The following is a 12,891-nucleotide window of genomic DNA, read 5'->3' on the forward strand; positions in this document are numbered from 1 at the left end:
GGATGGCCCTCCTCGATCAGTTCCGGACGGAACCGCTCCCGACGAAGTGGCAGGACGAGGGCCGCCTCTGGCAGGAGACGTACTTCCCCGAGATGCCCGTCGTCCTGGACGCGGCGAACTGGAATCGATACTATCCCGGGACGCCCCTCCCGCTCCTGACGTGTGTGCTCGCGAAGCCGGACGGCTTCGCGGACTTCGCGCGCAAGGTCGTCGGCGCGACGTCAGCCACCGCGGACCTCACCACGCGCGTCTGGAAGGCCGACGACATGCCGGACAACCAGTACATGACCGCTTTGAAGATCATCCGCGCCCAGGCGTCCACGGAGCTCGGGTCCATCCAGCAGCACCGGATGGTGTACGAGCAGCTCGACTCCGGGTCCCTGAACGGCCTCGACCGGGAGGTCGTCGAGGGCATGCACCGCACGGACCCGACGGGCCACCGGCTCGACGCGATCTCGTTCTCCAAGAAGCGCGTCTGCGTGGAGGAGCTGCGGCACCACATGCAGATGGCGGGCGTCCTCACCCTGGATGCGAGCTTCGACCGGACCCGGTGGGGGCACCACTGGGCCACGGAGACCATGGAGGAGCTCTTCGCGATGAAGCCTGGGGAGCACGTCCTCGACGCGTTCAATATCGAGTTCAAGAGCATCATGGACTCCGCGACGTTCCTGAGCCTAATCGACCGCGTGGGGAAGTTCCAGCTCGAGATGCAGCACCACTTCCACTACGGGCCCATGGCCGTGTCCATGCCCTGGATGCGGTGGAAGGAGGAGTCCTACCACCTCGCGGCGGGGGAGACGCTCATGAAGGCGATCGCCGCGGCCGCGATCCACGACGGCGGCAACTTCGGCGTGGACGACCTGCAGCGGACGATCAACATGTGGTATCCCCGGGGCCTCGAGATGTTCGGCTCCGAGCTCGGGGGCGGCCTTGTGAAGGGCGTCTTCAAGACCCTGACGAACGGCGAGGCCCAGGCGATCTACATCGAGGAGGTCCGCGGCAAGGTGAAGGACGTGAACCTCGCGATGATCGCGTCCAAGGCGCGCTGCACGAAGGACGAGGCGGAGCGCATTCTCGCGCGGCTCGAGAACGGCGAGGAGGTCCACGGCCTGACGAAGGCCGACCTCGTGTTCCTGCCCGACCGGCGGTTCTTCCGGATTCGCGGCCTCCAGGAGTACGGGGACTTCCGGAACGCGGGCAGCGACTCCGCGGGCGTGGGCTACGTCTACCTGCCGTACGACGTCCATGGGAACCTGCTCACGCACGACGGCAAGCCCGTGGAGCGGCAGGCGTACGCGGACTACCTGAAGACCGTCCTCCCCGAACGGTACATGACGAGCCGCCACTGGGAGTTCGTGAAGGACGAATTCCTCTTCAACGACAAGTGGGGCGAGCCCGAGAAGGTTCGCTAGGCCCGCAGCGGCGTCGAATCGCCATGCTTTATAACGAGCCGCCTTCTTAGGACGCGCCGAGGGGCATCCGATGGACCTCACGTACATGTCCTTGGAGAGGAAGGACCGCGTGGCCGTGGCCTGGTTCAACAAGCCGAAGATGAACACGTACGACACGGACCTCATGAGGGACATCAGCAACGTGATCGACGAGGTGCGCTTCGACGACTCGATCGACATCTGCGTCTTCGCCTCGAAGCTCGACGGGATCTGGTCCTCCGGTGCGGACATCAACCTCCTCGCGACGTCCACGCCGGAGTACAAGGCGATGTTCTGCCTGAACTGCCAAGAGGTCCTGAACAAGATGGAGACCACGCCGAAGCTGTTCATCGCGGCGATCGACGGGCACTGCGTGGGCGGCGGACTCGAGATCGCCCTCGCCGCGGACCTCCGCTTCGCCTCGGACGGTCCGTGGAAGATCGGCCTGCCCGAGGTCACCCTCGGGGTGCTCCCGGGCACCGGCGGCACGCAGCGCCTGCCGCGGCTCATCGGGAAGAGCCGCGCGATCGACCTGATGACCACGGGCCGCACGCTCACGCCCAAGGAGGCCCTGGAGTGGGGCATCCTGAACCGGGTGTTCCCGCGGGAGAAGTTCATGGAGGAGACCATCGCGTTTGCCGAGAGCCTTGCCTACCCGAACCACGCCGCGCGCGCGGTCGGTCTGATCAAGCGCTCCGTCGTCGAAGGCGTCGAGGTCCCGCTCCACGAGGGGCTCGCCCTCGAACGCGAGCTCCAGAACCGCCTGTTCTCCATGGCGGACGCGAAGGAGGGTTTCAAGGCCTTCCTCGAGAAGCGGAAGCCGCGGTTCCAGGGCAAGTGACCGCCGAAGGGAATAGAGCGAGCCTTTAGGCCGCAGCGCGGCATGGGCGGCTTCATGGCCCTCGACGTGCGCGTTCGCCAGGCCAAGGTGCGCGACCTGCCCGTGCTCACCCGCCTCTGGCGCGAGCTCGTGGGCTTCCACGAGGCCCTGGGAGGCCAGGACTTCCGCCTCGCGCCGGGCGCCGAGGCGGGCTGGAAGAAATACCTCCGGGGCCACTTGGGGAAATCGGACCGACTCTGCCTCGTCGCCGAGGCCGGCGATCAGGCCGTCGGATTCCTGGTCGCCGGCATCGAGCGTCAGCCCGGGATCTTCATGGAGCGCGACTACGGCCACATCTCCGACGTCTACGTCCAAGAGCCGCAGCGGGGGAAGGGCGTGGGGAAGGCCCTCGTGGCCGAGGCCCTGCGGTGGTTCGAGGAGAAGCGCGTGGTTCGCGTGCGGCTCCAGACGGACGCCCGGAACACGCTCGGGTTCGAGTTCTGGAAGAAGCTCGGGTTTCAGACCACGGTCTTCACGATGGACAAGCTCATGTGAGCGTGGAGACCCCCAGGAGCTCCCCGCGTCGCGAGGCCAGAATCAACCTTAAACAAGGTTGATTTCGTTCGGAAGGCCTAAACGCTGCCGCGACTCTCCCCGTGCGTTTCCATGGCCTCTTCCCTCGTCCGGGTCGAACGCCGCGGACCCATTGCGGTCGCGACCCTGAACCGGCCCGAGAAGCACAACGCGATGTCCCTCGAGATGAAGGACGCGGTCGTCGCGGCGCTGCGGGAGCTCGAGGCGGACGCCTCGGTGCGGGTCATCGTGGTCACAGGCGCCGGGGACAAGGCCTTCGTCGCCGGTGCCGACATCGCCGAGTTCCAGGGACGGACGCTCACGGAGCAGCAGCGGATGTACCAGGAGGGCACCGTGTACGATGCCGTGGACCGGGTGGCCAAGCCGCTGATCGCCCGGATCGACGGCTTCTGCTTTGGCGGGGGGTTGGAACTCGCCCTGGCATGCGACATCCGGATTGCCTCGGAGCGGTCCGTGTTCGGCCAATCCGAAGTGAACATCGGGATCATCCCGGGAGGCGGCGGGAGCCAGCGCCTGCCCCGCCTCGTCGGGCTGGGTACCGCGCTCAAGCTCACCTTGACCGGCGATCGCATCGACGCGGCCGAGGCGCTGCGGATCGGCCTCGTCGACGAGGTGGTGGCCCATCCCGCGCTGGACCGGCGCGTGGACGAGATCGCCTCACGCATCGCGTCGAAGAGCGCGGTCGCCGTGCGCCTCGCGAAGGCCGCGGTCAAGGCCTCGGCCCGCCTGCCCTTGGACCAAGGACTCCGGTACGAGCAGACCCTCTTCGGCCTCGTCTTCGCGTCAGCGGACAAGGAGGAAGGGGTCCGCGCCTTCCTCGAGAAGCGCGCGCCGCGCTGGAGCGACAAGTGATTCTCACGCCCGAGACCACGGATAGGTTTTCCACGCGATAATGACGCAAAAGGCCTCTTAAGCCGGACGGGAGACGTCCCTTCCGAACTATGTCTGCGTGGTCCGGCATCGTCGTCGGAGCCATCGCGCTCGCGGTCGTCGTGGTCGCGGTCGGCCAACCGGCGTGGGAGTGGCGGCTCTCGGATAGCAGCCAGGTGGACATCTGGTCCTACGGCCTCTTTGGGGCCACGCACACGATCGAGAACAAGACCTTCGGCAATGCGACGGTCCAGAACTTCACATACCTGAACCTGCCGAACCAAAGCCGCATGGCCGCCCTGTTCTCGGCCATGCAACTCGGGTTCGAAGGCGCGGTCGCGTGCATTGTGGCCGCGTTGGCCCTGAGCGCCGCGACCCTGCGACGTAGACTCCGCGGGATGTTCGCAGGGAGCGCGATGGTGGCGGGGTGCCTGCTCGCGCTCGTTGTCCCCCTTTACCTGGTCCTGCAGATCACCTCCGCCGCGGAGGATCTGCCCCAGCTGAACGGGAACTCCCTGCCGAGCTTCGAAGGCCAGATCCTGTACGGACCCAGCCTGCTCACTTGGGGACCGAACGTCACCTGGTACCTCCTCCTGGGCCTGTGCATCCTCCTCGCCTTCGGCGCGTCAGAGGTGTGGTCCCTCCGGCCGTCGCGGAAGCCCGCGGCCAGGCAAGCGGTCCTGGCCCGTGGCGCGGACCCGCCGCCGCCCGAGCCGCCCACGCCCGCCCACCTCGAGCCCGCGATCGAGGAGGTCTTCGTCATCGGCTCCAACGGACTCCTGATCAAGCATATGTCCCGCACCCTCATGTCGGAGAAGGACCGGGACGTCGTCGGGGGCATGATCAGCGTCCTCTCCAACTTTGTCCGGGAGACGTTCTCGGAACGGGACGGCAACGACGTCCAGGAAGTCACGCTCGGAGACCACCGCTTCATCCTTTGTAACGAACGCGGGATCGTCGTCGCGGTCCTCGTGACCCGTGGCGCCACGGAGGACATCGTGCCGCGGCTGCGCCATCTTCTGGCCTGCCTCATCGACCGCTACGCGGACAAGCTCGACGAATGGGGCGGGGAGCCGCTCGAGGGGATCGAGGACGAGATCGCGGTCCTCTGGCAACCCTTCTTCCTCCCGCCGCCTCCTGCGGACTGAGCCGTCACCCTTCCCGGGGATGAGTCCCGCCGCTTCTTCGCCGAGCTTCGCTGCGTGTCCGATCGCGTTGTCGCGCTGGTTCCGGATGGCCGGTGCGTCATCCTCCTGGGACACACGGACAGAGATGCGGGCGGTCATGACTGAGCCATCACCGGGCAGCTTAGGGCCGCACCTCACCTCAGAATGCCTGGTTCATCTTCCCTAGTTCATGAGCCAGGGGTTTCAAAGCCGTGCTCCGCTGCGAACCAGACCGAAACCGTTGAATCCCGAGGGGCCGGTGTGGCTTCGCATGAGTAGCCAGGGAATGACAAAGGGGATGGGAGTTGTCGCACTCGTCCTTGGTGTCATCCTCTCGTTGGTCGGGCTCGACCTAGGCTGGACTTGCACCGCAGGCTCGTTCGGCGTCTGCATCAACTACGGATATCAGGGGCTCGGTACTCTAATCGCCGTCGTCGGATTGCTACTCGCGATCATCGGGATTGTCCTTGTCGGCACCGAGAGCCCACGCCTCCGGGCCCTCATGCGCATGGTACCGCCCCATTCCGTGTTTCCGCCCCAATCCGTCTACTCCCCACCGCCCGCGACGTACGGTCCGCCGCCCCAGCCTGTCCAGCCCGCCATCGTCCAGGTGCCTCCCCAGCCATCCGGCCTGAAGTTCTGTCCGGTCTGCGGCAATCACTACCCATCCGAGTACCATGTGTGCCCGCGGGACAGCGCCCCGCTGAGGCTCGTGCAATAGCGGAGCAGGCCGGGCCCACTGCCTGAGTGAAGTCTCGCCCCTCCCGCCGAGTCGACGGCCCTCGGCCCGCGGATCCCCTCCGCGGTGAAGGGTGAGAAGCTCGCGCGAGAACGGCTCGCGAGGCTACGAGGCGAGTTCCGGAATTGGAGGGTGCCCGACATGCAGGCGCAACGGACCCTTTGTACGCCAAGACGTCCGCTCGGGCTCCGAGTGGCGGTCAAGTCGTTTTCCACCGGGGGATGGCCCGGACGAGACGCCGATCATACCCGTGGCGAGGCCCAGGGCGTAACTCCTTATAGCCCGGCTCCGTGGCCTTCCCGACCCCGGATGGACCGCGCGATTGTCCTGTTGTCCGGCGGCGTGGATTCCGCCGTCACCCTGTGGTGGGCCCGCAAGCAGGGCTGGGACGTGCATCCCCTGACCTTCGACTACTTCGGCCGGCCCCGGCGCGAGCATGTGGCCATCGAAGCCCTTGTGAAGCGCGCGGCCGTCCGACCCATCCGGTACGTCGACCTGCCCTTCCTCAAAGAGGTGGATGACCTGAGGGAGTCCGGCCTCGCGAACCCCGTGCTCCGGGATTCCCCGGAGGGCTACATCCCCGCGCGGAACCTGATCTTCTACGGCCTCGCGGCGTACTACGCGGAACTGGACGGTGCGCGGTATCTGGTCGGGGGCCACAATGGGATCGACCCGGAGTCGTTCCCCGACGCGAGCCCGAAGTTCTTCAACTTCCTGAACAGCGTGCTCCACCTGAGCCTGTGGTCCTACGACCGATCCCCCGTGCAGGTGATCGTCCCCCTGAGCGGCACGTCCAAGGAGGACGTCCTGCGCCTGGGAAGCGATCTCGGCGTGCCCTTCGACCTCACGTGGTCATGCTACTGGGACCGAGACGTGCACTGCGGTTCGTGCGTGTCGTGCAAGGAACGCCGCGAGGCGTTCGCCCGAATCGGCGTCCCGGATCCCGTCCCCTACGGGACGTGAGCCGGAATCGGGCGTGAGGCCCGTCGCGAAAACTTGATACGCTCCCCCGCCTCCCGCGGTGTGGAATGTACACGACCACCGTTCGGTCGGTCGCTCCGGTTCGCTTCTTGGAAAAGGGCAGCCACAACGTCCGCATGCGCCAACTCGTCGGTCGCGAGGATGGCGCCCGGCACACCTCCGTGCACGAGCTCATCTTTGGGAAAGGCGGGTACTCGGTCGCCCACGCCCACAAGTGGGAGCATGAGCTCGTCGTGACCTCGGGCCGCGGCGTCGCGATCGTGGACGGCCGGCGGATCGAGCTGCGGCCCGGCGTGGTCCTCCTCGTCCAAGGCGACGAGGAGCACCAGTTCCTCCAACGGGGAACGGCGGCTCTGCGCTTCCTGACCGTGACGCCCGTGTAGCCCGGCCGCGGGCCACGACCTCACGGGGGCGGACCCAGGAGGGACGCGGCCGCCAACCTTTATGGCGGGCGACCCCTTGCGCACGCCCATGAAGCTCGGCATCACGGAGTACATCGACTGCGCGCACCACCTCCCTGGGCACGAGCGGTGCGGCTCCTTCCATGGGCACACGTACCAGGTCGACGTGTTCATCGAGGGGGAGCACAAGGGCGGCATGCTCCTGGACTTCGCCGAGCTCAAGAAGGTCACCCGCGGCGTGCTCGCGGAGTACGACCACAAGGACTGGAACGATTTCATCCAGTATCCCACCGTGGAGAACATCGCGGAGCTCCTCGCGAAGCGGCTCCAGGACGCGCTCAAGCTCCCCGTGCACGTGCGCGTCTGGGAAGGCCACGGGAAGTACGCTGAGACCTGAGGCGGGCGCGGGCCCCACAACGCATATGAGCGCCGGCCCCCCATGCCGTCGGCATGGTGGGGGACCGGGACGCCATGCGGCAGATCTCATACGCCTACGGCACGAACCACTTCGACCGCGACGAGGACCTGGCGGCCATCCTGACGGCCTTCTGGCGGGACTTCCCACGGCACCGCGACGAGCTCCACCGCTTCGGGCAGTTCGCCGGCGAGGACGTGTACGAGACCGTGTACCACGTCGACCAGGACGCCGCCCCGGTCCTTGTCACGCACGACCTCGACGGCCGCCGCGTCGACCGGGCGAGGCTGAGCCCTGCGGAGCGGGTCGTGCTCAAGGCCGCGGCCCACATCAACCGTCCTCCCTACGAGGGCGGCAGCTGGCACCATCACTTCGCTCTCGGGTACCTGTTGGGGGATCCGGGACTGTACTGCGTCCTCACGATCACGAACCAAACCGTGTACGGCATCCACAAGTACGCACCCGCGTTCGCCGCGTGGAAGGAGGCGATGCTTGCCGGGGACGCCTTCGGCGCCACCTGGATGACGGAGATCCAGGGCGGCAGCGACCTCGGGGCCAACATCACGGTCGCCCGCAGGGACGGAGACGTCTGGCGGCTCACGGGCGAGAAGTACTTCGCGAGCGGCGCCGGCCTGGCCGACTACGCGCTCGTCACCGCGCGACCCCCGGGCGCGAAGGTCGGAGCGAAGGGGCTCGCCTTGTTCCTCCTCCCCCGCCTCCGCGCGTCCGGCGAGCTGAACTTCACGGTGAGGCGCCTCAAGGACAAGAGCGCGACCCGGGCGGTCCCCACGGGCGAGGTCGACCTGAACGGGAGCGAGGCCCATCTACTGGGGACGCCGGAGGATGGCGTGTACATGACCCTGGAGATCCTGAACGTCTCGCGCCTCGCGAACGCGATCGGCGCCATGGCGACCGCGAAGAAGGCCCAGCTCGAGGTCCTCGAGCGCGTGCGCCGTCGCGAGGCGTTCGGACGGAAGCTGCGGGAACACCCGTTGATCCGCCGCGACCTCACGGACCTGGCCGTGCGGGCCGCGGGCGGGCTTGCCCTGGCCTTCCGGGCCGTGGACCAGTTCGACCGGGTGTGGAACGAACGGCGGCCGTACTCGCTCGCGTACCACTACGCGCGGTTCCTCATCCACCTGGCCAAGAACCGAACCGCGGAGCACGCGGCGGCGATGACGGCGTTGGCCATGGAGCTCTTTGGCGGCCTCGGATTCCTCGAGGAGTACGCGGTCGCGCGCTGGCACCGCGAGGCGCTCATCACGCCGATCTGGGAGGGGCCCAGCAACATCCAGGCCCTGGACTTCCTCGAGAGCATCCAGAAGCACCACGCGGACCAGCCGTTCCTCGAGGACGTCATCCCGCGGCTCGAGGCGGCCGGGGGAGAGATTCCTCGGCTCGCGAGGCGGGAGGCGGAGGCAGCCTTGGAGTCCCTGCGAGTGGGCTCGCCCGCGGAGGTGATCTGGCGGGCGAAGCATGCGATGACCCGGATCGCGGACGCGACCACCGTCGTCCTCTTGCTTGACCTAAGCAAGACGGGCGGCCCGCGGTACGAGCGCCTCGCCGAACTGTACGGCCGGCACTTCCTCGCCGGAGAGGAGTATCCCACCTGGGCGCTGGACAAGGAGCGGGTCTGGGACGCGGACGGGATGTGAAGCGCCTCCGTGACCACATTTTCATAAGGCAAGCGGGGTTCTGCTCCGCCCATGTCCGACCTCGTCGACGCCATCGACGCCGAGGCGCGGGGCGATTTCGCGAAAGCCTTGGAACCCTACGCACGGCTCACCGAATCGGGCTCGAACCTGGACCGCATCGGCGTCTTCCAGGCCCTGGCCCGGTGCAACGAGAAGCTCGGTCGCCTCCATGACGCGGGCGTGTGGCGACGGAAAGCGGGCGCAGGATATCTGGCCCTGAAGGATACGGAAATGGCCCGCGATGAGCGCACGTACCTCTCCCTGGTCGAGTACCGCAACGCGGTCCAGGATCTCCAGGGAGACGCCTCGCTCCAGGAGACCGCCAAGGAGTACGCGGCGGTCCTCAAGGAGAACTTCTCGGGAGGAGCCGAGGGGCTGACCCATGAAGGGCTCTTCGCGGGCGCGTTCTTCCAGGCGCTCGGCGATCACCTCACCGCCTCGAAGTACTTCTTCGACACGGCCGAAGCGATGAGCGAGCAGGCCGCGGACGCGAACGACCCGGGCCTCAAGGCCGCCACGATCCAGGCGTACCGACGGGCCATGGAATCCGCGTCGAAGGCAGGGCGGCCCGACGTCGCGCGAGTCGCCCAGATGCGCGCGTACGACCTCGAGCAATCCTCGTGAGGCATACCCATGTGCAGCCTGATCCTCCTCTGGCGCGCGGTGGACCACTACGACATCGTCCTGGGCATGAACCGCGACGAGTCCGCGATGCGGGCCGCGGATCCACCGGCCTTCGTCGACGGCAATCCGGCCCTCGTGGTCCCGAAGGATCGCACGGCGGGAGGCGCCTGGATCGGCGCGAGCGGCCGCGGACTCGCCATGGCCCTCTCGAACCGCCGGGGGCGGATTTCGGCCACCGCGCGGTCGCGGGGCCTCTTGCTCGTCGAGGCGCTCAAGTCACCCACGATCCCGGCGGCGGACATCTACCTGCAACGGGAGACGCAGGCGCACGAATACAACTTCTTCAACCTCCTCGCCGCGACCCGGCAGGACCTGCGATTCTTCCGCTACGACGGCCAGGTGTCCGTGACGCGCGGCCACGAGGGACTGAACGTCCTGACCAATGAGGGCGGCAACGTCGCGGGAGATCCGAAGGGGGAGCTCGTCCAGAACCTCCTCTCCAAGGCACCCACGCGGACCGTCCAGGATGCCGTCCGGACGCTGCAGTCCGCCCTGCGCACGCACGCGTCGGGCGGCGGGGTCAGCCTGTGCAACCATGCGATGGGCGGCGGGACGGTCTCCTCCACGATCCTGGCGCTCAGCAACGTGGATCCCGGGGAGAACGTGCTCCTGTACGCAGACGGCGCGCCCTGCCAGACGCCGTACCGGGACTACGGCGAGGTCATCCGGCGGCTACCGAGCCCCGAGTGAGCGCGGGCAAGTCCGAAAAGCATTTCCCTGAGCCGCCGCTTCGCCGGGGCGTTGCCCGGCATCACGGACGTCCACCTCCATCTCGAACCGTTCCGGAACCTCAAGCCCGCCGTCTTCGAGACCATGCGGCGCACGATGCCCGACTTCGACGCCATGGCGCGGAAGATGGAGGATCCGCGAGCCCTGCTCGCCCACCTCGACGAGGTCGGCGTCGAGCGTGCCTGCCTGATCAACTACGCGGCCCCGGAGGTCATGGGCCTGGGCCTCGACGTGAACGCCTTCGTGTCGAAGTACGCCTCCGAGGACCCCAGGCGGCTCCTCGCGTTCGGGGGCGTCCACCCGCGGCTCACGAAGGAACCGGAGGCGGAGATCGAGCACCTGGCCTCGAAGCTGGAGATCCGCGGGCTCAAGATCCACCCACCGCACCAACTGTTCGCCCCGAACGCCTACGTGGACGGCCAGATGCCGAACCTGTGGAGGATTTACCGCACGGCGGAGAAGCTGCACCTCCCGATCATGTTCCATACGGGGACATCCGTGTTCCTCGGCGCCCGCTCCAAGTTCGGGGACCCCCTAGCCCTCGACGACGTCGCGACGGACTTCCCCGATCTCACGATCCTCATGGCCCACGGCGGCCGGCCCCTCTGGTGCGACACCGCGTTCTACCTGATCCGCGCCCATCCGAACATATACCTGGACACGTCGTCCATCCCGCCCCCGCGCCTCCTGGAGGGGTTCCCGCGAATCGAGAAGATCGCGGACCGCGTCCTCTTCGGCTCGGACTGGCCCGGGCCCGGAATCCCAGGCATCCGACAGGAACTCGACGGGATGCGCGCCCTCCCGCTCTCCGAATCCTTCAAGGAGAAGTTCTTCGTCACGAACGCGCGGAAGGTCTTCCCCTAGTCCTCAGAGCTCGAAGAAGGCCTCGACGATCAGGAGCACGCCCGCCACGATGAAGAGCCCCGTGGAGAGGAGACGCAGCCAACGTTCCGACATGAACCGGGAGAGCCCCTTTCCGATGGCTACGCTGGTGACCGCAATCAAGGCCATCCCGGCGCTCCCGCCGAGGAACACGGAGAAGGGCGCGTCGTAGGTGGCCGCGAGAACGATCACGGCGATCTGGGTCTTGTCTCCGAACTCGGCGAGGAAGTTGAAGCTCGTGGCGGTCACGAAGGCGCGACGTTTCTCCTTGACCGCCTCCTCGGGTTCCCCGGCGACGTGGCGACGAAGGGCCGCGGCCACGGTCCATCCGCCGATCACGATGAACAGGACTCCGCCGCCGATCCTGATGTAGGTGAGCCAAGCTCCCAGGGTCGCCGCAAGGACGCCGCCGACTGCGGCACCGATCGCCGTCGCGGCCGTGAGACCTACGACCGCGCCCGCAAGGACCCCCTTCCAAGGGTGCCGGGTCGCCAGGGAAATCGTCACCAGTTGGGTCTTGTCCCCGAGCTCGAGCAGCGCAATCAGCCCAAACGCGGCCGCGAAGGGGAGCAGGCCTTCCATGGGCCTTCGGCGAACGGCTCCCTCGTAATCAGGGTTTGCGCGAGGCGCGGTGCCCCACTTCGGCGAAACGCCTTAACCCGCGGCTCCTTGACGCTTCGCACATGCCCGAGAAGGCCAACGGGCTCGCGAAGGAAACGTCGGCCTACCTGAGGAGCGCCGCGCACCAACCCGTGGACTGGCATCCCTGGGGCGAGGAGGCGTTCCGGAGGGCCAAGGAGCTCGACCGGCCCGTGCTGTTGGACATCGGCGCGTCGTGGTGCCACTGGTGCCACGTGATCGACCGCGAGTCCTACGAGGACCCCGAGCTCGCGACCATCATCAACGACTCGTTCGTCGCGATCAAGGTGGACCGGGACGAACGCCCCGACGTGGACGCGCGGTATCAGGCCGCCGTCGGCTCCCTGACCGGCTCCGGCGGATGGCCCCTGACCGCGTTCCTGACCCCGGAGGGGAAGGTGTTCTACGGGGGTACGTACTTCCCGCCGAGGGACGCGTACAATCGCCCCAGCTTCGAGCACGTCCTCCGCGCGGTCGCGAAGCAATATGCGGAGAACAAGGGGGAGGCGATGAAGGACGCCGAGTCCCTCCACCAAGCGCTCGCGGAGCGACGCGAGAGCGTGCTGGACGCCGCCGTCGTCAACGAGGCGTTCCTGAAGGAGGGTCTCGATACGCTTCGCGGCGAGGCCGACCCCGTGAACGGCGGGTTCGGGAGCGCGCCTAAGTTCCCCCACGCCGGGACCATGGAGTTCCTCCTGGCGACGGTCCACCGGACGGGGGCGAGCGGTCTCCGGGAAATCGTCCTCCGGACGCTGACCTCGATGGCCCAGGGCGGCGTCTATGACCAGGTCGGCGGTGGCTTCCACCGCTATTCGACGGACGGTCAGTGGATCGTCCCCCACTTCGA

At 67.5% G+C, this 12,891-nt stretch carries 15 protein-coding genes; 14 read left to right on the top strand and 1 reads right to left on the bottom strand.

Features of this window, described 5'->3' with window-relative positions; all coding sequences use genetic code 11:
- Positions 1 to 2 precede the first annotated feature (2 nt).
- From VEY12_01330 to VEY12_01390, 13 genes are all read left to right on the top strand, one after another.
- Positions 3 to 1,412 (top strand): hypothetical protein, encoded by a 1,410-nt coding sequence (locus tag VEY12_01330; GenBank protein HYM38773.1) that lies wholly within the window; start codon positions 3 to 5, stop codon positions 1,410 to 1,412.
- A gap of 70 nt (positions 1,413 to 1,482) precedes the next feature.
- Positions 1,483 to 2,271, top strand: a complete 789-nt coding sequence (locus VEY12_01335) for an enoyl-CoA hydratase/isomerase family protein (protein ID HYM38774.1) — start codon at positions 1,483 to 1,485, stop codon at positions 2,269 to 2,271.
- A gap of 54 nt (positions 2,272 to 2,325) precedes the next feature.
- Positions 2,326 to 2,805 carry a GNAT family N-acetyltransferase gene (locus tag VEY12_01340; GenBank protein HYM38775.1) on the top strand — a complete coding sequence of 160 codons (480 nt, stop codon included), beginning with the start codon at positions 2,326 to 2,328 and terminating at the stop codon, positions 2,803 to 2,805.
- Positions 2,806 to 2,916: 111 nt separating this feature from the next.
- Entirely contained in the window at positions 2,917 to 3,696 is a 780-nt protein-coding gene (locus VEY12_01345; protein HYM38776.1) for an enoyl-CoA hydratase/isomerase family protein, read from the top strand.
- Between the two features lie 89 nt (positions 3,697 to 3,785).
- Positions 3,786 to 4,862: a roadblock/LC7 domain-containing protein gene (locus VEY12_01350; protein ID HYM38777.1), complete on the top strand. Its 1,077-nt coding sequence runs from the start codon at positions 3,786 to 3,788 to the stop codon at positions 4,860 to 4,862.
- 289 nt (positions 4,863 to 5,151) lie between these two features.
- A complete protein-coding gene (locus tag VEY12_01355) occupies positions 5,152 to 5,601 on the top strand; it encodes a hypothetical protein (protein ID HYM38778.1) in 450 nt (149 codons plus the stop codon).
- A gap of 327 nt (positions 5,602 to 5,928) precedes the next feature.
- Positions 5,929 to 6,582, top strand: a complete 654-nt coding sequence (locus tag VEY12_01360) for a 7-cyano-7-deazaguanine synthase (protein ID HYM38779.1) — start codon at positions 5,929 to 5,931, stop codon at positions 6,580 to 6,582.
- Between the two features lie 65 nt (positions 6,583 to 6,647).
- A complete protein-coding gene (locus VEY12_01365) occupies positions 6,648 to 6,983 on the top strand; it encodes a cupin domain-containing protein (GenBank protein HYM38780.1) in 336 nt (111 codons plus the stop codon).
- Positions 6,984 to 7,071: 88 nt separating this feature from the next.
- Positions 7,072 to 7,398 (top strand): 6-carboxytetrahydropterin synthase, encoded by a 327-nt coding sequence (locus VEY12_01370; protein HYM38781.1) that lies wholly within the window; start codon positions 7,072 to 7,074, stop codon positions 7,396 to 7,398.
- A 74-nt stretch (positions 7,399 to 7,472) separates the two neighbouring features.
- On the top strand, positions 7,473 to 9,071 hold the full coding sequence (locus VEY12_01375; protein HYM38782.1) for an acyl-CoA dehydrogenase family protein: 1,599 nt from the start codon (positions 7,473 to 7,475) through the stop codon (positions 9,069 to 9,071).
- Between the two features lie 51 nt (positions 9,072 to 9,122).
- Positions 9,123 to 9,734 carry a hypothetical protein gene (locus tag VEY12_01380; protein HYM38783.1) on the top strand — a complete coding sequence of 204 codons (612 nt, stop codon included), beginning with the start codon at positions 9,123 to 9,125 and terminating at the stop codon, positions 9,732 to 9,734.
- Between the two features lie 9 nt (positions 9,735 to 9,743).
- The gene (locus tag VEY12_01385; protein HYM38784.1) at positions 9,744 to 10,484 is read left to right on the top strand and encodes an NRDE family protein; all 741 of its coding nucleotides are present in this window, start codon (positions 9,744 to 9,746) and stop codon (positions 10,482 to 10,484) included.
- Positions 10,485 to 10,535: 51 nt separating this feature from the next.
- The gene (locus VEY12_01390; protein ID HYM38785.1) at positions 10,536 to 11,387 is read left to right on the top strand and encodes an amidohydrolase family protein; all 852 of its coding nucleotides are present in this window, start codon (positions 10,536 to 10,538) and stop codon (positions 11,385 to 11,387) included.
- Positions 11,388 to 11,390: 3 nt separating this feature from the next.
- Here the strand turns inward: VEY12_01390 and VEY12_01395 are convergent, their stop codons facing one another.
- Positions 11,391 to 11,987 (bottom strand): TMEM165/GDT1 family protein, encoded by a 597-nt coding sequence (locus VEY12_01395; protein HYM38786.1) that lies wholly within the window; start codon positions 11,985 to 11,987, stop codon positions 11,391 to 11,393.
- Positions 11,988 to 12,088: 101 nt separating this feature from the next.
- Between VEY12_01395 and VEY12_01400 the strand changes: the two genes are divergently transcribed.
- The coding region (locus VEY12_01400; GenBank protein ID HYM38787.1) for a DUF255 domain-containing protein at positions 12,089 to 12,891 on the top strand (803 nt) is incomplete at its 3' end.

The organism is Thermoplasmata archaeon, from assembly GCA_035632695.1.
Classification (GTDB): Archaea; Thermoplasmatota; Thermoplasmata; order RBG-16-68-12; family RBG-16-68-12; genus RBG-16-68-12.